General features: G+C 53.0%; 17 protein-coding genes. 7 read left to right on the forward strand and 10 right to left on the reverse strand.

The features are described 5' to 3' along the window. Positions 1-287: 287 nt before the first annotated feature. Positions 288-854 (reverse strand): cyclic nucleotide-binding domain-containing protein, encoded by a 567-nt coding sequence (locus tag AC5JLP_RS30220; protein WP_496071566.1) that lies wholly within the window; start codon positions 852-854, stop codon positions 288-290. A 146-nt stretch (positions 855-1,000) separates the two neighbouring features. After that, on the reverse strand, positions 1,001-1,828 hold the full coding sequence (menH, locus tag AC5JLP_RS30225) for a 2-succinyl-6-hydroxy-2,4-cyclohexadiene-1-carboxylate synthase (protein ID WP_496071567.1): 828 nt from the start codon (positions 1,826-1,828) through the stop codon (positions 1,001-1,003). Here menH and AC5JLP_RS30230 point away from each other — a divergent pair. Beyond that, positions 1,827-3,212 carry a cytochrome P450 gene (locus AC5JLP_RS30230; RefSeq protein WP_496071568.1) on the forward strand — a complete coding sequence of 462 codons (1,386 nt, stop codon included), beginning with the start codon at positions 1,827-1,829 and terminating at the stop codon, positions 3,210-3,212. The two genes, menH and AC5JLP_RS30230, sit on opposite strands and share 2 nt — an antisense overlap. A 30-nt stretch (positions 3,213-3,242) precedes the next feature. Here the strand turns inward: AC5JLP_RS30230 and AC5JLP_RS30235 are convergent, their stop codons facing one another. Next, positions 3,243-3,665, reverse strand: a complete 423-nt coding sequence (locus AC5JLP_RS30235; RefSeq protein WP_496071569.1) for an FHA domain-containing protein — start codon at positions 3,663-3,665, stop codon at positions 3,243-3,245. Between the two features lie 156 nt (positions 3,666-3,821). On the opposite strand from AC5JLP_RS30235, the gene AC5JLP_RS30240 reads away from it, so the two are divergent. Further along, on the forward strand, positions 3,822-3,995 hold the full coding sequence (locus AC5JLP_RS30240) for a hypothetical protein (RefSeq protein ID WP_496071570.1): 174 nt from the start codon (positions 3,822-3,824) through the stop codon (positions 3,993-3,995). A gap of 125 nt (positions 3,996-4,120) precedes the next feature. Here the strand turns inward: AC5JLP_RS30240 and AC5JLP_RS30245 are convergent, their stop codons facing one another. The 3 genes from AC5JLP_RS30245 to AC5JLP_RS30255 form a co-directional block, all read right to left on the reverse strand. Beyond that, positions 4,121-4,642 (reverse strand): FHA domain-containing protein, encoded by a 522-nt coding sequence (locus tag AC5JLP_RS30245; protein ID WP_496071571.1) that lies wholly within the window; start codon positions 4,640-4,642, stop codon positions 4,121-4,123. Positions 4,643-4,719: 77 nt separating this feature from the next. Further along, the gene (locus AC5JLP_RS30250) at positions 4,720-7,461 is read right to left on the reverse strand and encodes a heavy metal translocating P-type ATPase (RefSeq protein WP_496071572.1); all 2,742 of its coding nucleotides are present in this window, start codon (positions 7,459-7,461) and stop codon (positions 4,720-4,722) included. A 131-nt stretch (positions 7,462-7,592) separates the two neighbouring features. Next, entirely contained in the window at positions 7,593-8,954 is a 1,362-nt protein-coding gene (locus tag AC5JLP_RS30255; protein ID WP_496071573.1) for a dihydroorotase, read from the reverse strand. Positions 8,955-9,153: 199 nt separating this feature from the next. Between AC5JLP_RS30255 and lepB the strand changes: the two genes are divergently transcribed. Beyond that, a complete protein-coding gene (gene lepB / locus AC5JLP_RS30260) occupies positions 9,154-9,744 on the forward strand; it encodes a signal peptidase I (RefSeq protein WP_496071574.1) in 591 nt (196 codons plus the stop codon). A 98-nt stretch (positions 9,745-9,842) separates the two neighbouring features. Here lepB and AC5JLP_RS30265 read toward each other — a convergent pair whose 3' ends face one another. Both AC5JLP_RS30265 and AC5JLP_RS30270 read right to left on the reverse strand, forming a co-directional pair. Beyond that, positions 9,843-11,138, reverse strand: coding sequence for a dihydroorotase (locus tag AC5JLP_RS30265; protein WP_496071575.1), 1,296 nt, complete (start codon positions 11,136-11,138; stop codon positions 9,843-9,845). A 250-nt stretch (positions 11,139-11,388) separates the two neighbouring features. Next, positions 11,389-12,741 carry a histidine phosphatase family protein gene (locus tag AC5JLP_RS30270; RefSeq protein WP_496071582.1) on the reverse strand — a complete coding sequence of 451 codons (1,353 nt, stop codon included), beginning with the start codon at positions 12,739-12,741 and terminating at the stop codon, positions 11,389-11,391. 330 nt (positions 12,742-13,071) lie between these two features. On the opposite strand from AC5JLP_RS30270, the gene AC5JLP_RS30275 reads away from it, so the two are divergent. The 4 genes from AC5JLP_RS30275 to clpB all read left to right on the forward strand — a co-directional run bounded on the left by AC5JLP_RS30275 (position 13,072) and on the right by clpB (position 19,872). Continuing rightward, complete coding sequence (locus AC5JLP_RS30275; RefSeq protein ID WP_496071576.1) at positions 13,072-14,586, forward strand: CPBP family intramembrane glutamic endopeptidase; 1,515 nt, start codon at positions 13,072-13,074, stop codon at positions 14,584-14,586. 266 nt (positions 14,587-14,852) lie between these two features. Continuing rightward, positions 14,853-15,284 (forward strand): lactoylglutathione lyase, encoded by a 432-nt coding sequence (gene gloA / locus AC5JLP_RS30280; protein ID WP_496071577.1) that lies wholly within the window; start codon positions 14,853-14,855, stop codon positions 15,282-15,284. 200 nt (positions 15,285-15,484) lie between these two features. After that, positions 15,485-17,110 carry an iron uptake porin gene (locus AC5JLP_RS30285; RefSeq protein WP_496071578.1) on the forward strand — a complete coding sequence of 542 codons (1,626 nt, stop codon included), beginning with the start codon at positions 15,485-15,487 and terminating at the stop codon, positions 17,108-17,110. Between the two features lie 68 nt (positions 17,111-17,178). After that, entirely contained in the window at positions 17,179-19,872 is a 2,694-nt protein-coding gene (gene clpB, locus AC5JLP_RS30290) for an ATP-dependent chaperone ClpB (protein ID WP_496071579.1), read from the forward strand. 20 nt (positions 19,873-19,892) lie between these two features. On the opposite strand, the gene AC5JLP_RS30295 is transcribed toward clpB, so the two are convergent. Together AC5JLP_RS30295 and AC5JLP_RS30300 are read right to left on the reverse strand one after the other, a co-directional pair. Further along, complete coding sequence (locus tag AC5JLP_RS30295) at positions 19,893-20,630, reverse strand: class I SAM-dependent DNA methyltransferase (RefSeq protein ID WP_496071580.1); 738 nt, start codon at positions 20,628-20,630, stop codon at positions 19,893-19,895. 85 nt (positions 20,631-20,715) lie between these two features. Further along, a complete protein-coding gene (locus AC5JLP_RS30300; protein WP_496071581.1) occupies positions 20,716-21,699 on the reverse strand; it encodes a GntR family transcriptional regulator in 984 nt (327 codons plus the stop codon). Between the last annotated feature and the right edge of the window lie 331 nt (positions 21,700-22,030).

Consider the following 22,030-nt stretch of genomic DNA (forward strand, 5'->3'; position numbering starts at 1 on the left):
AAGCAGCTTGATGGGACTTGAATTTCTTCTCCTCCACCGTAGTAACAAAAGAGGGTTAATACCGATTTAAAGAATGACGGCTACAGATCAATCGGTGGGTAGGGGCAAGGCAATGCCTTGTCCCTACAGGATGTGTCGCATTTTCAATTCAAATTGGTATAAGACAGCTAGTAGCGGTCAGCGGTCGGTCGTCAGCCGTCAGCTAGTAGCTTTCAACGGTCAGCTTTTTAGCCTTCATCCCTCATCCCTTGCCTTTTGCCCTTTGCCTTCCGCCTTTTGCCTTTTCCCTACCGCCCTTTTAGCCGTCTCAGTAACCAATCCAGGCGAGTTTCTGCCAGCGCAACATTATCTTGAGCGTCTTGGGTCAATTCATTTTGAGGTAGCTCGGTGGTTTCAACCTGATTATTGCTGCCGTAGCCCAGTTGGTTGACGGTCACCCGCAGCCGATGGGAAAGAAAAATTGCCAACGCACGATAAAAGCGCGACGCAAAACCAATATCTTGACGCAGTTTTGTGGCGAGTCGTTCTCTGGGAATGGAGAGAACAAGGGCATTTTGAGTTGCCGTAACGGTTGCAGACGGCGAACGGGTATCAATGAACGACATTTCGCCAACTACTTCGCCGCTGGAGAGTTTTGCAATTTCACGATCGCCCGTCGCGGCCACGGAGACGCTGAGCGTGCCCTCCAGCAAAATGTAGAGCGTGTCGATCGGCTGTCCTTCACGAATCAGAACGGTGCCTGCAACGACTTCTTGCCGGACGGCTGTTTCAATGACCCAGTCGATATCGTCATCATCCAGTTCACCCAGGATGAACAGAACTTTCTTCATGCGTTTATGCTGCGCCTTGTGCAACCAAAGTAGCTTTTTGCGTCCTGAAGCACTTTGAGTTTATTTACCGTTTTAGCCGAAAAAACAATTGGCTCACCAGGGACGCGTCCAAAACTCTTACTTGAAAATTTGCTTCATGTACCTTGAGAAACCGCGTCAGGTAATTTATGTTACTGCAAAAAGGCTTGCACGGACGTTGCGAAGGCGTGCGGTTGCTCTAGATGAATGACATGTCCGCACATCGGTACTATCCGTAGCTGTGCCATCGGACAGTCATTCGCCATTGCTTGATTGGTGGCACAAAATTTGCGATCGCTCGCTCCTACCAGTAGCAAGAGTGACTGCGTATGGTGGGGCAACCATTCCCACAAAGAGGGTTGTAGTCCTGTACTGAAAAAGCGGAGTGCTTTTGCAAGTTCCAGGGGATTATTTTGCGATCGCCGTGCCTGTAGCTGATCAAAAGCAGGCTGGTGACGCAAGGCTTGAAATAAGGGCTGGCTGTACCAGTGGGATAAAAAGGACGGGAAGTCAGCTTCAAGCTGATCTGCCAAACTGCGATCGTGCTCTAACCGCGCAGTCCGTTCGGCGTCTGTTTTCAAGCCAGGGGAAGCCGACTCCAGCACTACTTTCGGGAAGCGTTGGGGAAAGTGTAGCGCCAGGTAAAGTGCCAATCGTCCACCCATCGAGTAGCCAACTAAAAAGCAGTGCGAAATTTGCAATTGATCGAGCCAGGTGACGATCGCCTTTGCCGTCTGTGGCAGCGTGTACAGCTCAGCATCGCCCTCGACGATCGTCTGACCATGACCGGGCAAATCAACCGTGATGCAACAAAAGTGAGACGCGAGATGAGCGATCGCTGTGTCAAAATCAGCATGATTGCCCATGAACCCGTGCAAAAACAATATGGTTGGTCGATCGCGGCGACCATACATCCTGTAATGGAACTGATACCCCATCGTTTCGCTATTAGCCCCTAGCTGTTTACCGTTGCTCGCCATGCGTTTGACTAATTTACCAGAAGGGCCACAGCAACCGTCACTGCTACAAACCTTGACGCTGGTTACCCAGCCCACTGAGTTTCTAGAACGCTGCGCCCAACGTTATGGCGACACGTTTACAACCAGAGTGCTGGGCTGGCAATCACCACCTGTAGTCTTTACAGGGAATCCAGCCGCGATCGCGCAGATTTTCACCGCTCCAGCAGGCCATTTTGAGTTGGGCAAAGTCACTCACGTCTTTCGACCGCTGACGGGCGATCATTCGCTCATGATGTTGGATGGCGAGCCGCACCAACAGCAACGACAGCTTCTCATGCCGCCGCTGCATGGCGATCGCATGCGCACCTACGGTCAACTCGTTTGTGAGCTAACCCGTCAAGTCATTGCTGACTGGCCCCTGCATCAGCCCTTTTCTATTCGAGAAACAACCTCTGAAATTTCCCTGCGGGTCATCCTGCGCGTTGTGTTTGGCATGACTCCTGGGCCTCGGTACCATCAGCTCAAGCAATTGCTCCATACGCTTTTGGAGTCGGTTACGTCGCCCCTCTACTCCAGCCAGTTTTTCTTTCCTCTACTCCAAAAAGACTTGGGTGGCTGGAGTCCCTGGGGTGCCTTTTTGCGACAACAGCAGCAAATTGATGCGATCGTCTATGCTGAGATCCAGGCGCGGCGATCGCAGTTCGATCCGGCTCGTGAGGATGTGTTGACTCTGCTGCTGGCGGCGCGGGATGAAGCAGGGCAAGGCATGACCGATGAAGAGCTGCGCGATGAACTCATAACGCTACTGCTGTTGGGGCATGAAACGACCGCATCAGCCCTGTCTTGGGCGTTTTACTGGGTACATCAGGAACGATCAGTGCTAAAGCGACTACGACAAGAGCTAAAGCCGTTAGGACACAACCCCAACCCCGATCGACTGGCTCAGCTTCCCTACTTGACGGCAGTCTGCAAAGAATCCCTGCGCGTTTACCCAATCGCGCTTATTTCTCAGCCACGAAAGGTCAAAGAGCCTGTAGAGATTGGACGCTATACGTTTGATTCCGGCACGGTTGTCATTCCCTGCATTTATCTGGCCCATCGTCGCGCTCAAACGTATCCGCAGCCAAACCAGTTTCAACCAGACCGCTTTTTACACCAAAAATTCTCACCATCCGAGTTTCTACCCTTTGGGGGTGGTTCAAGAAGCTGTATTGGAGCAGCTTTTTCGCTCTATGAGATGAAGCTAGTACTGGCAACGATTCTAACCCGATATGAACTAACCGCAATCACTCAAGGAACCGTTAAACCAGAACGGCGGGGCATCACGTTTGTACCGTCCAAGAACTTCCGACTGAGCGCGATCGCTCGTTGCAGCGCCAGTCCGACGGTTGGGGCCAGAGGTTAAGCAGCGCTACTGTTCGATCGACATTCGCCGCTAATCTTCTGGGTCGCCTACCATATTGGGACTGATTAACGTGATGTCAAATTCGTCCGGTGGCACCGTCATAATGGCATCGCGCTTCAGCAAGTAATACTTCGCGCGGACTTGCGGCCCAAAGACCACCTCATCTTCGTTCTCCAGATCGTGTGCTTGAAGCTTGCGTCCATTAATTAACAGCCCATTGGCGCTGGACTTGCCTTTGAGATTGCCGTCTACAATGCGGTAGTAGTAGGTGCCGTTGTCGTTGAGTAGCTGCACCAGCGTCGCATGACGGCGTGAGACAAATTGAGACACGAGACGGATGTCGCATTTTGGGTCTCTACCGATCGAGTACACAGGCCCATCCAGGACAAATTCACGCTGTCCTTTGTCGTCATGGATGATCAAGAGATGGTTTTGGTGCGGTTCTGAAGGCATTGACCGGGCGTAACGTGGTTGAGTTCAAGGGCTGACAAGTGCTGCCTGAAGCCTTTCGAGTAGGCTCGTGCTCCTCTCAGACTAGCTTAGTCGATGCGATGCACAATCAGGCAGTTCGTTACAACGTTAGCAAAAATATCTGCCATCGTAATCTCTATGACGCCTTCCAAAAACCAGAGGGCACGAGGAGCCAGTCTTACAGTGGAAGATAGTCCAATTTTCTGGAGCAAGCCCGATCGAGATTGGACTAAGCTCCCTACACCTGAATCGGTGATCGATACAGGCCCAAAGCACAAGCGCAAGCATCTTGCACCTCGATCATCACACTAGAAACTGCTTCAAAGCCCTCAAAATTCTGGTCGAGGCAGTACTGAGTGCTGAGCATCCGACTTCCTCAGCACTCAGTCCTCAGCACCGTTAAAGCACGCCCTAGTGCCTGATAGCCATACCAGCATCTAGCCCCAAAGACGCTTCCGTCTTAACTTCAAGCGCCGTGAGCGTGACTGCTTTGGAGCTAACGAGTCAAGCAGGTTGAACGTTTGACGCTGCCGGGGAGGGGTATCAGCGTCCAGCATCATGCCTGGGCTAATCAACGTAATATCAAATTCATCGGATGGGACGGTGACCACCGCATCACGATGGCACAAGTAGTAAATGGCCCGGACTTGTGGGCCAAACACCACCTCGTCTTCGTTTTGCAGGTTATGGGTGCGGAGACGGTACCCATTCACCAAAAAGCCGTTTGAACTCCGCCTGCCTTCTAGATCACCGTCTACGATGCGATAGCAAAAGGTGCCATCGCCGTTTGGCAACCGCAACAGAGTGGCATGGCGACGAGAAACAAAGAGAGAGTCAAGGCAGATATCGCAGGACGGATCTCTGCCGATCGAATATTCGGCACCGTCCAGCACAACACCGCGCCGTCCGTTGTCATCTTCAACAATCAGCAAGTGGCTTTGGTAGGGATCTGAAGACATGAGAGGTACCCTAAGAGGCTGCTAGGTTTGCTTGATACAGGCAATGCAAAAAGGCTAACCAACGCTACACCAAGTGATCAGGCATTTTGAGATTGCTTGGCTACAGGGAAGGTGAGATACAGCAACAGGGAATTCGTCACGACGCTAACGGAACTAAGTGCCATCATAGCGCCTGCGGCGGCAGGACTTAGCAAAAGACTGACAGTTGGTAAGAGTAGTCCGGCGGCAAGTGGGATACCCAGAACGTTGTAGGCAAAGGCCCAAAAGAGATTTTGGCGAATTTTGTTAAACGTTGCGTGACTGAGCCGAATCGATTCCACCACATCGGTGAGGCGATCGCGCATCAGCACAATACCTGCGGTTTCAACGGCAACATCAGTACCAGAGTGCAGGGCAATGCCTACATCTGCCTGGGCTAGCGCTGGGGAATCATTAATGCCATCACCAACCATTGCCACACGGTGTCCTTTTGCCTGAAGTTGGGCGATCGCTTGCGCTTTACCCTCTGGTAAGATATCCGCCAAAATTTGCTCTGATCCAAGCTCAAGGGGTTGGGCGATCGCCATTGCCGCCTCTCGCTGGTCGCCCGTCAGCAGCATGACCCTTAACCCCATCCCTTTCAGAGCCGCCACGGTTGTCACCGCATCGGCTCTGAGCGTGTCTGCCACCGCAATTAATCCCACTAGCACACCGTTCACAGCGATATAAACCACTGTTTTGCCTGTTTGCAGCCATGCTTCAGCCTTTACGTTTACCCCTTCCACGGAGACACCCTGCTGTCTGAGCCAGGTTTGCGTGCCGATCGCCACGACTAAAGCCGCTGAATCGTCTGCCAAAGTAACCGTAGCAGCCACGCCCAGACCTGGTGCTGTCACAAAATCCCTTGCCGATAAGAGCGGTAACGCTTGCTGCTGAGCCTGCTGCTGAATCGCGATCGCCAGCGGATGGCGAGTACCGCTTTCGACGCTAGCAGCGAGTTGGAGGAGAAGGGAGGGGGTAAAGGGGCAGGGTGAAGGGGAGGAAGCTGAGGGGGCAGGGGAGGCAGAGGGGGCGGGGGCAGCAAAGGGAATTAAGGCCGTTGAATCTAGTGTCTGACCGCTGACGGCTGAGTTTTGAGTTTTGAGTTCATCCCGAAGCTGAGCGCTGACAGCTGACGGTTGACCGCTTTCAAGCACAAGACAATCGGTGACAACAGGCTTACCCGTGGTCAGAGTGCCTGTTTTGTCAAAAATGATGGTGTCTAGCTGATGGACACGCTCTAATACATCACCCCCTCGAATTAGGAGTCCTCGTTCGGCACCGATGCCAGAGCCAACGAGAATCGCGGTAGGGGTAGCAAGGCCCAGCGCACAGGGGCAAGCAACGACGAGAACGGCGATCGCTAGCTTGAGGCTGAGAACCAGGGGTGAGGGGTGAGGGATGAGGGATGAGGGGTGAGGGATGAGGGATGAAGAAGGAGCCATGGCGTGTCCAGTGTGCATGGCTAGCGCTGAAGTGTGCATGAGCGCATCGCCCCAGAGGTGGCTGCCGACAAAGTACCAGAAGAGAAAGGTCAGCATGGCGATCGCCATCACGCCATAGGTAAAGTAGCCCGCGACTGTATCAGCCAGTTTTTGGATCGGAGCCTTGCGGGTTTGTGCGTCTTCTACCAAAGCTATAATTTGTGCCAGCGTCGTTTCGCTGCCTGTGCGCGTGGCACGGAGGGCGATCGTGCCTGTCTGATTCAGAGTGCCTGCTGTCACCAAAGCTCCAGGTTGCTTCAAAACAGGGAGGGGTTCACCTGTCAGCATCGACTCATCCACCGTTGTTTGACCAACGACCACTTCGCCATCCACAGGAATTTTGTCTCCCGGTAGCACTTGCAGCCATTCGCCTAAGCGGACGCGATCGGCAGGAATTTCGATGAAGTCCGAGGTGTGGGGTGTGGGGTGTGAGGTGTGAGGTGTGGGGTGTAGGGGTTGGAGGCTGTGAACGGGTTCCCCCTGCTTCCCATGCTCCCCTCGCTCCCCTCTTCGCTCCTTCATCAGGCGTGCAATTTTTGGTTGAAGGGCCAGCAATGATTGAAACGCGCTAGCCGCACGATTTCTGGCTTGTTGTTCCAGCGTGCGACCCAGCAGAATGAACCCGACGAGCATAACAGGTTCATCAAAGAAGCACTCCCAGCCAAGCTGAGGCACCAGGAGTGCTACCAGGCTTGTCAGATAGGCCGTGAGCGTTCCCAGGCTCACCAGCGTATTCATGTTGGGTGCGTTACGACGCAAACCATACCAGCCATCCACCACCATCGATCGCCCCGGCACCAGCAGCGCGATCGTCGCGAGTCCGCAGTGAAACCAGATGTTGGTTAAGCCAAGCTGAGTCAACCAGGGCAGACTAAAGCCACTCAACTGGTCAAGATGCCCAATGCCAGAAAAGACTAGTAAGAGTGTGGCGATCGCCAACCGCCAAAGCTGCTGCTGGGATGCTGCCCGCCGTAGTGCTTGCAGATCAAAACGAGCTGCTGTTTGAGGATTGGCAGCATCGAGGGCATGGGGAGAGAGGCGAAGTTGAGATGGAAAGCCTGTTTCAGTCAACGTTTCTGCTAAGACGGACGGCTTAAGGGCACTGTGTTCGTACTCAACCGTTGCCACTTCTGTTGCCAAATTCACCGTTGCGGCTACTACTCCAGGGCATTGCTGCAACGTCTGCTCAACGGTGCGGACACAGCCAGCACACTTCATCCCGCTGACATCCAGGGTGGCAACTTCTAGAGTAGGCGAGGCGATCGACTCGTCGTGATCACGCTCTGACAGAGTAGGTTTGGTAGCGTCTAAAACCAAAGGACAACCTTCCACAAGCATCTACAGGGTTCTCTCTTGAGCGTAGATGAAGTGGAAGGTGATTGGTCAAAAAACATCAACTTTCTTTGGTCGTTGGGTCAGAATGTCTACGTCCTACGGTTCTAGTGTTCTCAAGCATCAAAGCGGAGAGCCTGACCGCGCACGCTTGAGTGGATAGTGCCGCGATCGAATACCACCTGACCCCCGACGATCGTCACGACCGGGAAGCCCGTTAAATGCCAGCCTTCAAACGGACTCCACTTGCATTTAGTTTGTAGCTCCTCGCGCACCACCGGACGATACGTGTCCAAATCAACCAGCACCAGATCGGCATCATAACCAGGGGCGATCGCGCCCTTGTTGGGAATGCGGTAGGCTTTGGCAACAGCGGTAGACATCCAGTTGGCGACTTGAGCAATCGTGCAGCGTCCCTGCACGGCTTGCGTCAGCATCAGCGGTAGCGACGTTTCCACACCCGGCATTCCAGACGGCGAGTTGGGGTAGATCTGGGCTTTTTCCTCTAACGTATGAGGTGCATGATCGGTTGCAATGAAGTCAATCACGCCATCCAATAGCGCTTGCCAGAGCACTGCATTATCGTGGGGCGATCGCAACGGTGGGTTCATTTGCGCCAGTGTGCCGATCGTCTCATAGGCGCTGGTGTTGAGCAAGAGGTGTTGGGGCGTCACTTCTGCTGTCACCCAAGCGGGCTTATCCTGTCGCAGTAGATCTGCTTCTTCGGCAGTGGACATGTGCAGAATATGGAGCCGTCGCTGATATTTTTTAGATAGCTTCAGTGCCAGTTGAGTCGCTTGCAAAGCTGCCAAGTTATCTTGAATTTGCGAATGAATCGCCGGATCGGTGATGCCTGCAAACTGCTGTCGTCGCTCCATAATGCGTGCCTGGTTTTCCGCATGGACGGCAATGAGGCGACTGCCATAGGCAAAAATCTTCTCTAGCCCCTCTTCCTGATCATTCAGCAGTGGCCCATGCATTGACCCCATAAAAATTTTGATGCCTGGAGTGGGGTTCGACTGGAGCAGATCTGGCAGAACCTCTGGCGTTGCGCCGATAAAAAAGCCGTAGTTTACCAGAGACTTTTGAGCCGCGAGTTGCAGTTTGCTATCGAGCGTTGGCTGTGTAGTGGTCAGGGGTTTTGTATTGGGCATTTCCAGGAAAGAGGTCACGCCACCCTTGGCGCAGGCACAGCTTGCTGTGAAAAGATCTTCCTTATGCTCCAGCCCTGGTTCGCGGAAATGCACCTGGGGATCGATCACTCCTGGCAACAAAGTCAAACCGTGTGCGTCTATTTCAAGAGTGCCATCCTCTGGAGAGATAGATGGCAGTAGTGGGTTTGCTTGAGTGGCCGCTACATCAGCACGGGTAACGCGAGCGATCGTCCCGTCGGTGACCTGCACGTCCCCAGTCATAAAGTCGCCGTCGGGCAGCAGTATACGAGCGTGACGGATGATGAGAATAGAATTGGCTACCATACGAATACAAAATGGCTTTTTTACAGCGAGTCGTTCAAAACGAGGGAATCACTTTCATCATGAGCTATATTCCGAAATAAACTGACGGGATGGTTTAAAGTTGCACGTATGTTGTGATGAGTAGTTCGACTGCTTGCATAGCACGGTCAGTCCATTCTCTTTTTTGCTCCAGCTTGCGAATATTTACAGTTGACTCTTTATGACACCAGTACAAGGCAAAGTATCGGGCGAGAAGCCACCACAAAAAACGGCTGAAAACCCCTGGTTAGAGGGACTCAAAACTATTGGTCTGAGTGCGGTTTTAGCGTTTGGCATTCGGACATTCGTAGCGGAAGCACGCTACATTCCGTCAGGCTCTATGCTGCCTACGTTGCAGATTAACGATCGGCTCATCGTCGATAAGCTGGGCTACCACTTCAAAGCTCCTCAGCGAGGCGATATTGTCGTCTTCTCGCCGACTGATACTCTGGAAAAGCAGAACTTCCACGATGCGTTTATCAAGCGCGTTATTGGGCTACCGGGTGACAAGGTTGAAGTCAAAGATGGACGGGTGTTCATCAACGACAAGCCGCTTGATGAGGATTATATTGCAGACCGTCCACAGTATCAGTATGGGCCTGTAACGGTTCCCCAAGGCCAGTATTTGGTGCTGGGCGACAATCGCAACAATAGCTATGACAGCCATTATTGGGGCTTCGTGCCGCGTGACCATATCATTGGTCGAGCCATTGTCCGCTTTTGGCCGATGAATCGTCTGGGCGAGATTACGCCAGAGCCAAACTATAAGTGAAATTTTGAGTTTTGAATTAGGACTCAGGAGCCAGGAGGTTAAAGCTGACGGCTGACCGCTGACGGCTGACCGCTGATCGCTGCTTTTACTCAAAACTCTTATGCCCGCCACGTTCTCACAACACGTCCTGTCACCTCTCGTCCGAGCCACGGTGTATTGGCGGAGAGAGATTTGAGCGATCGCGGTTCTACTGTCCACACCTTTTGCGGATCAAAGAGGGTGAGTTCGGCTGGCTGACCGAGAGCGATCGTAGCGGGTTTTTGCTGCAAGCAGAGTGCGGGTTGCTGGCTGAGACTGCGCCATAAATCCAGAGCTGACCATTTGCCTGTTTCGACTAGTGCCTGCCAAAGTAGTGGCAACGCAAATTCTAGCCCGATCGCGCCAGCCGGAGCTTCTGCAAAAGCAACCGTCTTCTCTTCGTAGGTGTAGGGCGTGTGGTCGATGGCGACTGCGTTAATGATGCCTTCCTTGACTGCCTGAATTAGCGCTTCCTGATCTTCAGGGTTACCCAGCGGTGGAGCGAGGTGCAAACTGGGATCGTAGCTGCCGATTGCCTCACTGTTGAGCAGCAGATGCATCCAGGTAGTGCTGGCAGTCAGCGGCATGCCACGTGCTTTAGCTGCCTGAATCAGCGCCACGCCACGCGCGGTCGAAAGGCGCATCAAGTGAACAGGCGTGCCGATCGCTTCAATACACTCCAACAGTGCGGCTAGCGCTGCTGTTTCTGCGATTACGGGAATACCCGGAAGGCCAAACGTTAGCGAGGCTTGCCCTTCCCGCATGACGCCGTTCCCGCTGAGGGCTGCGTCTGATGCCCATAGCGCGATCGGTTTCGCGACTGGTTTCAAGTATTCCAGCAGGCGACGGATCAACAGCAGATTGGTGAGCGATCGACCATCCGCAAAGCCCACAATGTCTGTCGCCGCCAGTTCACCCAGTTCGGTCATCTGCTGGCCGTGCACATCTAGTGTCAATGCGCCCCAGCAGTAGAGATGGGGAGTGGGGAGTGGGGAGTGGGGAGTGGGGGATGAAGCTCCCCTCAACTCTTGCCATCGCGTCTGCAACCAGGCAACGCTACCTGGATGATCAATGGCGGGTCGCGTATCTGGCAAGATGGCAATGCGCGTAAAGCCACCCGCACTAGCTGCACTGAGAAGGGATTGCAAAGTTTCGCGCTCCTCAAACCCCGGTTCACCTGAGTAGCTGTACAGATCAACCAAACCTGTGCCCAAAATTAACCCCTGGCAGTTCTGCACGGTAGTGTCGCTGGGGTAATCTGTGACTGTATCCTCGATCGCGCTGATAATACTATCTGCAAGCAGCACATCCGCAATGCGATCGGTGCCAGAAACGGGATCAATCACTCGTACTTGTTGAAGTAATTCAGTCGGCATGGGGGAGGGGGAAGGAGAGTTTTGATACCGATTTAAAGAATGGCGGCTACAGATCAATCGGTGGGTAGGGGCAAGGCAATGCCTTGCCCTACAGGATGTGTCGCATTTTCAATTCAAATTGGTATGAGTTTTGAGTTTTGAGTTACGAGTTAAGACAGCTATCAGCCATCAGCGGTCAGTGATCAGCTTTTTAGCCTTTAGCCTTCATCTCTTAGCCTTCATCCCTCATCCCTTGCCTCCCCCCTTCAGCCTAAAGTGCTCCTGCCGCTGTTTTGTCGAAAATGCTGCCTGATAGGTGAATTGTGATGTTCATCGCCATGAGAGCGGGAGGAATATCGGTTGCTTGGGCATAATCGATGACGCTGACAGCTCCGTTTCCCTGCTTGAAATTCCAGAAGTGCTCTGGGCCTAAACCGAGGACGTAGCAGAGAATCGCTTTGTTCACAGCATCGTGGGCAACCACCAACGTTGTGCCTGGGTTTGGTCGGCTGGCAGCGGTTTGCACGATGTGATCCCACGCCGCGATCGCCCGTTCCCATACCTGCTGGAGGTTCTCGCCTTCGGGCATTTGCACGGTTTCGGGCGATCGTTGCCACTGGTGCAGGGTGCCGGGATATTCGGCTTCAATGTCAGCTTCGAGCTTGCCTTCCCAAAGTCCGTGGCTGATCTCTTTCAGGTTATCCTCCAGGTCTAAGAACACATCCGGATGGTGTTGCAGGATGAGTTCTGCCGTCTCTTTAGGGCGCAGCATGGGACTGGTCACGGCATAATCAATGGCGATCGTCTTGAGAAACTCGGCAGCCTGTTGCGATTGTGCCCGTCCATTTTCGTTAAGTGGCACATCGATCTGTCCCTGAAAGCGCTTTTGACGGTTCCAATCCGTTTCGCCGTGGCGCACCAGTAGAAAGCGGGGTCCTTGCTGCCCTTTCTTGGGCTTCGGCAATCGTTCACCCAAATGAGCGGTCAGGTTGAGGGATTCGATTTGCACCGATTCGCCGAAACTACCCGCAAAGTTCAAAACGCTGATACCGCAGTTGGACTGATGCACCGCCTGATAGCGATCGCTCGACAGCCCGATCGCGGTACTGATGAGTGCCCGATTAATGCCGCTGTGAGCGACCAGAAGGACAGTTTGCCCTTCATGATGAGGCAACATGTCGCGCCAAAAGGCTTCCGCTTGTTCAAACAGCGCTGGCACTGGGTAGTAGTCCGTTGCCCCATCCGCTCCAGGAAGGAACATTTTCAGCTTATGAGGCTGGGTTTGCCAGTCACGGTAACCCTCAGGATCTTGCTGCGCCACATCGGTAAACAACATGCCTTCCCACGCCACCAAATTAACTTCTTTGAGCTTATCTGTGGTTTTTAGCGGGGTTGCAGGTGGTGTTTTGAGTTGAGCCAGGATGCGATCGGCCGTATCTTTTGCCCGCCGTAAAGGGCTGCAATACACCGCATCAAAAGACAACGCGCTGAGGGCAGCACCTACCTGATTAGCAGATTGTTGGCCTGCTTCGGTCAGGGTCGATTTATCACCGTGACCCTGCACGCGGCGTTCAACATTAAAGCTACTCTCGCCGTGACGAACGAGAATGATGCGGGTAGTCAGGGCTTTGTCCTCCTAGTGAAAGTTGTTGGTTGTTAGTTGTTAGAAGGCAGAAGGGGGAGGGACGAAGGCTAAAGGATAAGGGATGAAGAAGGGGATGAAGGCTAAAAAGCTTGCCGCTGACCGCTCCATCAACTCAAAACTCGTAACTCAAAACTCAAAACTTTCTTTTCTCCTCTCTCCTGACGAATTTTACCCTGTCTGGCGCACAGCCTTGGCGCTATCTAAGCGACAATCGTTCTACGGGATCTGTGATTTCCGGTTGCAGTGCAAACGTTTTAGTCGGTTTTAGCTGATCGCTGACGGCCGACCGCTTATCGCTTTGGAGGGTTCATGACAATTAAGCGGGCCGTTCTGGTGATTTTGACATTGTTGGCGATCGCCCTCATTGGTCAAGATCTGCTAGCAAGCTGGAGCCAGCCCCAGTTTCAGAGCCGTCTAGAACTGTATCAAACGAATCTGGTACTGCAAGCAACGGAATGGCAAGGAGACGACCCCGGCTTAGCGTCAGTGCGTAATGGCATCATTGGTAGCGAACCGTTGCAGAGTGCCACAAAACAGTATGAAGAGTTGCGGCAATCGGCGCAAAAGAATCTCGATCGTACCCAAACGCTGCTTGCTTCACCGACTGGAGACCCTTCCCTCAAAACGACGAAACCAAAGCTAGAGCGGTTGATTACCGAGCTAGACCTCAGATTGGGGCTGCTTCAGGCGCAGCAGGGACAGCGAGAGGTCGCTCAAAAGACTTGGGCAGGTATCATACAGCATACGGATGGTAACACGAGGCTGGAACCGTTGAGCAAAACGGCGAGTGTACTGGCAGGCTTATGGAGTGTGCCCCCGCGGCTGGTGCCTGATGCAGAACCGTTGCTGAAGCAAAATTTGGATAGCTGGTTTCGGTATCGATCGCGGCTCCAACTGTATCAACTGCAACAGCGACAGGAGGCTTTAACCGATCTGCGATCGCAACAGCAGGTAGTAGCGGAACGTGCCTTAACGAATCTGGCGATCGTGGGTGGTATTCCTACCATTAGTTGCCTGATTGGAGTTGGGATTTTACTCTTCCTTGTAGGGCAATGGATAGTGCGACGTAAGCAGTCCCTCCTCGCTCCAGAAAGCATTGCTGCCTGGACAGTACCCTGGAATGGCGAGATCGTTTGGCAGGTTTTGATTTTTGGCTTCTTCCTCGTTGGTCAGATCTTGCTGCCACTGGGGTTGGGGTTTGTACAGCAGGCATCGGGCTTCAATCCTGCGACCTTGGGCGAACGTGCCAGGGCCTTTTACATCCTGGTAAATTATTTACTGTTGGCGGCTGGTGGCTTAGTCGTGATGTATTTTTCCATCAAAGCTTTTCTACCGCTACCGGAAGGTTGGTTTCAACTCAGGCTGCGGAGCAAATGGGTTTTATGGGGCATTGGTGGCTACTTTGCAGCACTGCCGTTAGTCATTCTCATTTCGTTGGTCAACCAAAAAATCTGGCAAGGACAGGGTGGCAGTAACCCCATTTTGCCGATCGCCTTGGAAGGAAAAGATAACGGTGCCCTGATCTTATTCTTTGTCACCGCCGCGATCGCCGCGCCCATTTTTGAAGAAATCCTATTTCGCGGCTTCTTATTGCCTTCGCTCACTCGTTATATGCCCGTTTGGGGTGCGATCGTCCTCAGCAGTTTTATCTTTGCGCTAGCGCACCTGAGCCTTTCAGAGGTGCTGCCATTGATGGTGTTGGGCATAGTGTTAGGCTTTGTGTACTCGCGATCGCGCAATCTGCTCTCGTCGATGCTGCTGCACAGCCTTTGGAACAGCGGCACCCTACTTAGCTTATTTGTGTTGGGCAGCAGCGCCCAGTAGAACAAAGACCTTAAGAAAAGAATGAGTTTTAGTTGGCTACAGATGACTTGGTGTGGATTATAGCGACTTTGGTCAGCTTTTCTGCTTAGAGTGGAGTGTTGCTAGCGCTTAAAGTACTCGGAGAAGGCCGTTGACGGTGCTAAAGCCAACCACGTCCAAGAGAACGCTTAGAAAGACGCGATCGATCTTGCAAAAGGGGTCGATCGTGCCTTCTGTGCCGCTAAGTGCTTACCATAGAGGCAGTCAATTACATTGAGACCTTAGCGATGCGACTACTCCATACCATGCTCCGCGTTGGCAATTTGGACGAATCCCTCAAGTTCTATTGCGATGTGCTGGGTATGAAATTACTACGGCGCAAGGATTATCCCGGTGGCGAATTTACGCTGGCCTTTGTTGGCTATGGCGAAGAGGCCGACCACACCGTTTTGGAACTTACCTATAACTGGGGCACAGAGACCTACAACCTGGGCGATGGCTACGGTCATATTGCGATCGGCGTAGAGGATATCTATGCCACCTGTGAAGCCATTCGCGATCGGGGCGGTAAAGTGACCCGCGAACCCGGCCCTATGAAACATGGTTCCACCGTCATTGCGTTTGTCGAAGATCCCAACGGCTACAAGATTGAGCTGATTCAACTCAGCAGCAATCAGGCAACTTCAGCGCCACAGCAGCCCCAGACGGCAAGTGTTTAAGGGCAGGGAATAGAGAGTGGGGAGCAGGGAGTGCGCTAAAGAACAACTCAAAACTCAAAACTCCTAACTTTCTTACCCCTCCCACCTCACCCCTCCCACCTCACCCCCTACCCCTCATTACCGTGTAAACTCCTGATAGGGTTGAGCCAGAGCTGTCTTTGTATACAGGCAGACCTTGGAAACCGTGTGAGGAGTGCAGTGTGAGCAAAAAACGTTGGTTGGCTGGAGGATTGAGCAGTCTGGGAATGCTTTGCCAGGTTTTACCTGGAGAGGCAGTACCCGTGCAAAGCGCTAGCTCTGTCAACCCAGCAGTGACTCCAAACGTTACGGAGCCACTAGATGAAGGCGCTGGGTCGCGCTGTGCCACCATCCCACAACAGGTTCGACCTGATGTTCTGGAAGCGGCTTGCGAATCCACATCCGATCGCTCAATGGCGCAGGTGCGATCGGTCAACGAACTCAGCGACGTACGCCCCACTGATTGGGCTTATCAAATATTACAGTCGCTTTCTGAACGCTATGGCGTGGCGATCGGCTATCCCGATGGCACCTTTCGGGGAAACCAGGCGCTCACCCGCAACGAATTTGCCGCTGCACTGTCCCGCGTACTCGACGAAATCACCCAGCAGTTTGCGATCAGTCAGGGCAATGTTGCCCAACTGCAAGAAGACTTTGCCACGCTCAAACAGCTTCAGGCATCCTATGGCACGATCGCCGCTGACTTGCGCGATCGCTCTGATCAGCTAGATAAGCAGATTACAACGCTTGAACAACAGCGCTTTTCGGCCACCACAAAGCTCGTCGGGCAGACTGTGATCGGGCTAACGAACGGTTCCAACAGCCGCAGCACCGTTCTCTTTCGTACCCGCTTAGATTTGCTGGCGAGCTTTGCACCCAACAGTTTGCTTCGCACACAGCTAGAAGTGGGCAACAACGGCAACGACGCGATCGGTCGGGTACATGAGCGAGGGCAGAATCTGCTAGGCACAGCAGGCTTACTAGCAGATGGCGGCGGCTTAGATTACGTCAGGGTAGATAACAGTGTGCGCTTGAGCAAGCTGTACTACACCTTTCAACCTGCTGCTGGCTTTGAGTTAACCGTAGGCGCACGCATTTCACCACGAGACTTTATCGATGACAACCGCTTTGCCAACGACTCGACTAAAAATTTCTCCTCCAGCTTTTTCACCAACAACCCGCTGATTGTCCAAAACCAGATCGATCGCCCTGGTGGAGCCGGAGCCGTCCTCACCTGGAAACCTGAGCGCTTACCGCTGATTGTGCGAGCGCTCTACGTCGCTGCCGATGCCGAGCGACCTAATGGGGGCATTATAGAAGGCGGCTTGTTTGGCGATCGCAACCAGGGCAGCCTGGAAGTGGAGTATGACTTCACCAAAAACATTGTGACTCGGTTGCAGTTCACCAAAGCAACGGTGAATAACGTCGATATTTTTGCGGGCGGCCTTAACGCTGAATGGGCGCTTAATCGAGATTTTGCGGTCTTTGGTCGCTTTGCGATCGGCAGCTACAAAGGCTTCAATCCACTGCTCAACCAGAATTTAGACCTCAACCCCAAAAGTTGGTCGATCGGGTTTGTGGCACGGCGGTTGTTCGTTCCTGGCTCTACGGCTGGCGTCGCGATCGGGCAACCCTTTGTCGAAAAAGACCTCGGTGATGCCACCCAAACAAACTTTGAAATGTTTTACAGCTTTCTGCTCAACGACAGCATTAGTGTGACACCCGCCCTCACCGTGGTCAGCAACCCCAACAACCGCGATCGCGGTACGATCTTTGAATGGCTGCTGCGGCTGGTGTATTCGTTTTGAAATAGCTATTCTCGCTATACTGAAAACGCTGGTATACGCATTTCTACTCATATTCCTTAGACTCCAACATGCAGCCCACCGACCCGAATAAGTTCACCGACAAAGCATGGGAAGCGATCGTACAGGCCCAGGACGTTGTTCGCCGCTACAAACAACAACAACTGGAAGTCGAGCACCTGATTATCACTTTGCTGGAACAAAAAGATGGTCTGGCGACGAAGGTATTGACTAAGGCAGGTGTAGATACTGCACGCCTGTGGCAGCAAATTGAGGATTTTGTGCGACGACAGCCCAAAGTGCCCAGCAACGAGCAGCTTTATCTCGGTCGCAACCTGGATATCATGCTCGATCGTGCCGACGAAGCGCGGGAAGACTGGGACGATGAATTCATTTCAGTCGAACATTTGCTGCTGGGATTTGCCACCGATTCGCGCCTAGGCTTGCGGCTCTTGCGCGGCTTTAATGTGGATACCAAGCAGCTAGAAACGGTGATTCTTGAGGTGCGCGGTAGCCAAAAAGTCACAGATCAAAATCCCGAAAACCGCTACGCAGCACTGGAAAAATATGGGCAAGACCTGACCGAAAAGGCAAGAGCAGGCAAAACCGATCCGGTGATTGGTCGGGATGAAGAAATCCGCCGCGTGGTGCGAGTCCTGTCTCGACGCACGAAAAATAATCCCGTGTTGATTGGTGAACCAGGTGTGGGCAAAACCGCGATCGTCGAAGCGCTGGCCCAACGCATTGTGAACGGCGATGTCCCCGAATCGCTCAAAAATCGACAGTTGATTTCCCTGGATATGGGGTCACTGCTGGCAGGCGCAAAGTATCGCGGTGATTTCGAGGAACGGCTGCGATCAATCCTCAAAGAAGTCATTCACTCTGATGGACAGATCGTACTGTTCATCGACGAAATCCATCAGGTGGTGGGGGCGGGTGCCACTCAGGGCGCAATGGATGCGGGTAATCTGCTCAAACCTTTGCTGGCTCGCGGCGAGTTGCGCTGTATTGGTGCCACCACACTGGATGAATACCGCAAATACATTGAAAAAGATGCGGCCTTGGAACGGCGCTTCCAGCAGGTGCTGGTCGATCAGCCCAGTGTGGAAGATGCCATCTCCATCCTGCGAGGACTCAAAGAACGCTACGAAGTGCATCACGGGGTCAAAATTACGGACTCGGCTCTGGTGGCGGCGGCTACGCTGTCTTCGCGCTACATTGCCGATCGCTTCCTCCCAGACAAAGCGATCGACCTGATCGACGAAGCTGCCGCTAATTTGAAAATGGAGATCACCTCCAAGCCTGCCGAACTGGAGATGTACGATCGGCGCATCATGCAGCTTGAGATGGAAACGCTGTCGTTAGAAACTGAGAAGCAAAATCCTGGCAACCGCTTCGGTGCGGGTCGTTCTGCCCAGGATCGGCTCGATCGCATTGAGCAAGAGATGGCTCAGTTGCTGGATAAGCAAGAAGAGTTGAATTCCCATTGGCAAAACGAAAAACGTTTGCTGGACGGCATTAACGCCAAGAAAGAAGAAGAAGAGCAAATCGAACTGCAAATTCAACAGTTGAAACGAGAGGCCGACCTGGCAAAAGCCAGCGAAGAGTACGAACGCAACGCCAAACTCAAGAAAGCCAGCGAACTGTCCTACGCCGTGCTGCCCCGCATTCGGGATGAACGCAGCGCCTATGAAGCCCAACTTCGCGTGATTCAGGCAGACGGGGGTGCCCTCCTGCGCGAACAAGTCACTGAGTCTGACATCGCCGAAATTGTGGCCAACTGGACGGGCATTCCCGTCAATCGCCTGCTGGAAACCGAGCGTCAAAAGCTGCTTCAGCTAGAACGGCATCTCCATCAGCGCGTCGTTGGGCAAACTGAAGCGGTCGAAGCAGTCGCGGCTGCGATTCGTCGTGCCCGTGCGGGCATGAAAGATCCTGGACGACCGATCGGCTCGTTTCTCTTTTTGGGACCCACTGGCGTCGGTAAAACAGAACTTGCCCGCGCCCTTGCCCATTCCCTCTTTGATGCTGACGATGCCATCATCCGGCTGGATATGTCCGAATACATGGACAAAAGCTCTGTAATGCGCATCATCGGTGCCCCCCCCGGCTACGTTGGTTACGAAGAAGGGGGTCAGCTCACTGAATCTGTCCGCCGCAAACCCTATTCGGTTGTGCTGCTAGATGAGGTCGAAAAGGCACACCCCGATGTGTTCAACGTCTTGCTGCAAGTGCTGGACGATGGACGCATTACCGATGGACAGGGACGCACAACCGACTTTCGCAACACCGTCATCGTGATGACAAGCAACATCGGCAGCGATCACATTCTCGATTTGTCCGGCGACGATGACCGTTATGAAGAAATGCAGCAGCGCGTTTTGGATGCACTGCGATCGCACTTCCGTCCCGAATTTCTCAATCGCGTGGATGACATCATCATCTTCCACACCCTCACCCGCAATGAACTGAGCCAGATTGTGCGCCTCCAACTCAACCGCATTCAGTCCTTACTGGCTGATCAAAAGCTGACGCTGGAGCTCACAACGGCTGCCCAAGACTACATTGCCGCATCAGGCTACAATCCTGCCTATGGCGCTCGTCCGCTCAAGCGAGCCATTCAACGCCAACTGCAAAACCCGATCGCTACTAAAATTCTCGAAAACACCTTTGCCGAAGGCGACACCATCCTCATCGATCTGGTGGATGGCGCGTTGACCTTTGAAAAGAAGCTCATAGCACCGGACGATGAACTCTCAGCCTGATTACTGCTGCACATTGCAGGTTAGATTGCTTTGCGGGCAGCAAGGATGAGAAAAAGCGGAATACGCTTGCGTCGCTCATAGGTTTGCAGATCCTGAAAGTGGTGGCGCTGTGGACGGGCTTCACGCAGATGCTCAAGCTGGAACCCAATTGTTTGCAGCAAGTAAAAATAGTCCTCAACCGTGCGATGGTATTTTTGTACAATGTCACCCATCCAGTAAGTCACCCGTACTCCAGTCGAGAAGTAGTCGTCCACAACCCAATCTTGGCGGCGCGTTTCAGCAGACCACCCGCGATCGCAGGACGTAATGACCGGGTGTTCAACCGAAAAGACAAACTGTCCTCCGGCAGCCAGTGTTTGGAAGATATGGGTGAAGACTGGCACAAGATCAGCAACATAATGAAGTGCCAATCTTGACAGCACCAGATCAAAGGCTTCCGGTGGATAGACCCAGGCTTCGATCGTTTGTTGGATAACGTGACCGGATGTGCCAGTGAGTGTTTGGATGGCAGCTTCAACCATCCGCTTTGATCCTTCGACACCCGTATAGCTTGCCGCTCCTTGCTGTAGGAATTCTTTCCCAATCATGGCACGACCGCAGCCAAGATCCAGAATGCGTTTGTTGGCAACTGGGTCAACAAGCTCCAGAATGACAGGCTTTTCCAGCGTGTCGTTAGCCGTGTCTACGCGTTGGCGATGACGCTGATAAGTTGCAAACACCGCTTCGTCATCGTAGAAATCTGGGCCTGTTTTGCTCACGGCAGTGTCCCTCTCTCGCTTGCTCGCTCATCCAATGCACATAGGAACACTACCGCTCAGCCGCTAAGGGGGCAGTTTACACCCCTCACTCCAGTCCCAGCTCTCTTTTCAGCAGTTCGATCGACTTTGTGACGATAAAGTTCTCACAACAAATAAGCTGTGGGGGACGAATGAGATCTTCCCTGGCAGCAGAAATAGCGGCTTTGACAGTCGCGCAGCTTGCCCGATCGCTAATGATCGTTTGCGCACTCCGCACGATCGCCCCCAACTTATAGCTGTCTCCAACTTGAGCCGTCATCACCAGCAACTCATCGCCCCGCAAACTGTGAATAATGACCTCTGCCACACCTACCGTGCCCGAACTGAGGCTCACCACCCCAATACAGGTGCCCTTTGTCAGGCGCTTGATGAGCTTAATCTCAGAATCAAAGTCATAAATATCGACGGGAATCACCCGCACTGACTTAGGAGCCGCGATCGCCTCTGCTTGAGCAATAAAGTACCGACTTGTCACCACTGTCCCAGAGCGAGTTTGATCCAGAATTTGATCCAACTCTTCGATCGGCACAAGCTGCACAGGAATATTCAACGCCCGTTCCAGTTCGCGGACGATCACTTCACCCGCCCCAATGTCATGAGTAGGAGCTGTCACCAACACTTGAGCACTACAGCGCAGTCGCCAATCAATTTCGGCTAAAAATAACTCGCGCGCCTGATTCAACGAGCAGCCATGCTTTAACAACTCGTCTAGACTGTTCTGCACCACCTTGTACGCCTCTGGATGCTGATCCAGAATGGGCGATCGCACTTTGGCAACGTCCTCATGGGTTTGATCCCGAACATAAATGCCCGAACCAGCCTGAGCATCAACCACACCCGCTTCTTCGAGCTGACGATACACCTTACTAATGGTATTGCGATGTAGTCCCGTTTGCATTGCCAATTGACGCGTACTGGGTAAGCGGTGTCCCGGTGGATATTGGCGAGAGGCAATCGCAAACAGAATCTGGTTGTAAAGCTGTGTCGATGCCGGAATATCACTCTCCGTCTGAATATGAAACTGAACCATGCAAGAGCCTCCACGCGCTCTAATGAAGCGTTTAACGGTGCACGCAGTCGGGAATCACACATCTTCTACTCCATCTTAGATGCAGCAACCCCGAACCAGCGTTGTTTTCAATCTTTATAGGAACTAACAGTTTGCCACCATCAAAAATCCTTCACTCATCAGGGGGCAACCTAAAATTTGTAAGACTGGGAACACGATGTGACGATCTCACAACATCATTCGTCGATGCTTGCGATATTCAGGAATCTGTGGCAACTTCTGAGAGGGAAATTAACCTTGGCTCAATAGGTGTTGCGGGGAGGTAAAACGAGGAAGCATAGACTAAGATGCT

It is taken from the genome of Stenomitos rutilans, assembly GCF_059505485.1.

Bases quoted from the DNA above. Each gene is read 5' to 3' on its own strand.
- AC5JLP_RS30230 (WP_496071568.1), top strand. From the start codon at position 1,827: ATGCGTTTGACTAATTTACCAGAAGGGCCACAGCAACCGTCACTGCTA.
- menH (WP_496071567.1), bottom strand. From the start codon at position 1,828: ATGGCGAGCAACGGTAAACAGCTAGGGGCTAATAGCGAAACGATGGGG.
- AC5JLP_RS30245 (WP_496071571.1), bottom strand. From the start codon at position 4,642: ATGTCTTCAGATCCCTACCAAAGCCACTTGCTGATTGTTGAAGATGAC.
- clpB (WP_496071579.1), top strand. From the start codon at position 17,179: ATGCAGCCCACCGACCCGAATAAGTTCACCGACAAAGCATGGGAAGCG.
- AC5JLP_RS30235 (WP_496071569.1), bottom strand. From the start codon at position 3,665: ATGCCTTCAGAACCGCACCAAAACCATCTCTTGATCATCCATGACGAC.
- AC5JLP_RS30255 (WP_496071573.1), bottom strand. From the start codon at position 8,954: ATGGTAGCCAATTCTATTCTCATCATCCGTCACGCTCGTATACTGCTG.
- AC5JLP_RS30265 (WP_496071575.1), bottom strand. From the start codon at position 11,138: ATGCCGACTGAATTACTTCAACAAGTACGAGTGATTGATCCCGTTTCT.
- AC5JLP_RS30300 (WP_496071581.1), bottom strand. From the start codon at position 21,699: ATGGTTCAGTTTCATATTCAGACGGAGAGTGATATTCCGGCATCGACA.
- AC5JLP_RS30275 (WP_496071576.1), top strand. From the start codon at position 13,072: ATGACAATTAAGCGGGCCGTTCTGGTGATTTTGACATTGTTGGCGATC.
- AC5JLP_RS30240 (WP_496071570.1), top strand. From the start codon at position 3,822: ATGACGCCTTCCAAAAACCAGAGGGCACGAGGAGCCAGTCTTACAGTG.
- lepB (WP_496071574.1), top strand. From the start codon at position 9,154: ATGACACCAGTACAAGGCAAAGTATCGGGCGAGAAGCCACCACAAAAA.
- gloA (WP_496071577.1), top strand. From the start codon at position 14,853: ATGCGACTACTCCATACCATGCTCCGCGTTGGCAATTTGGACGAATCC.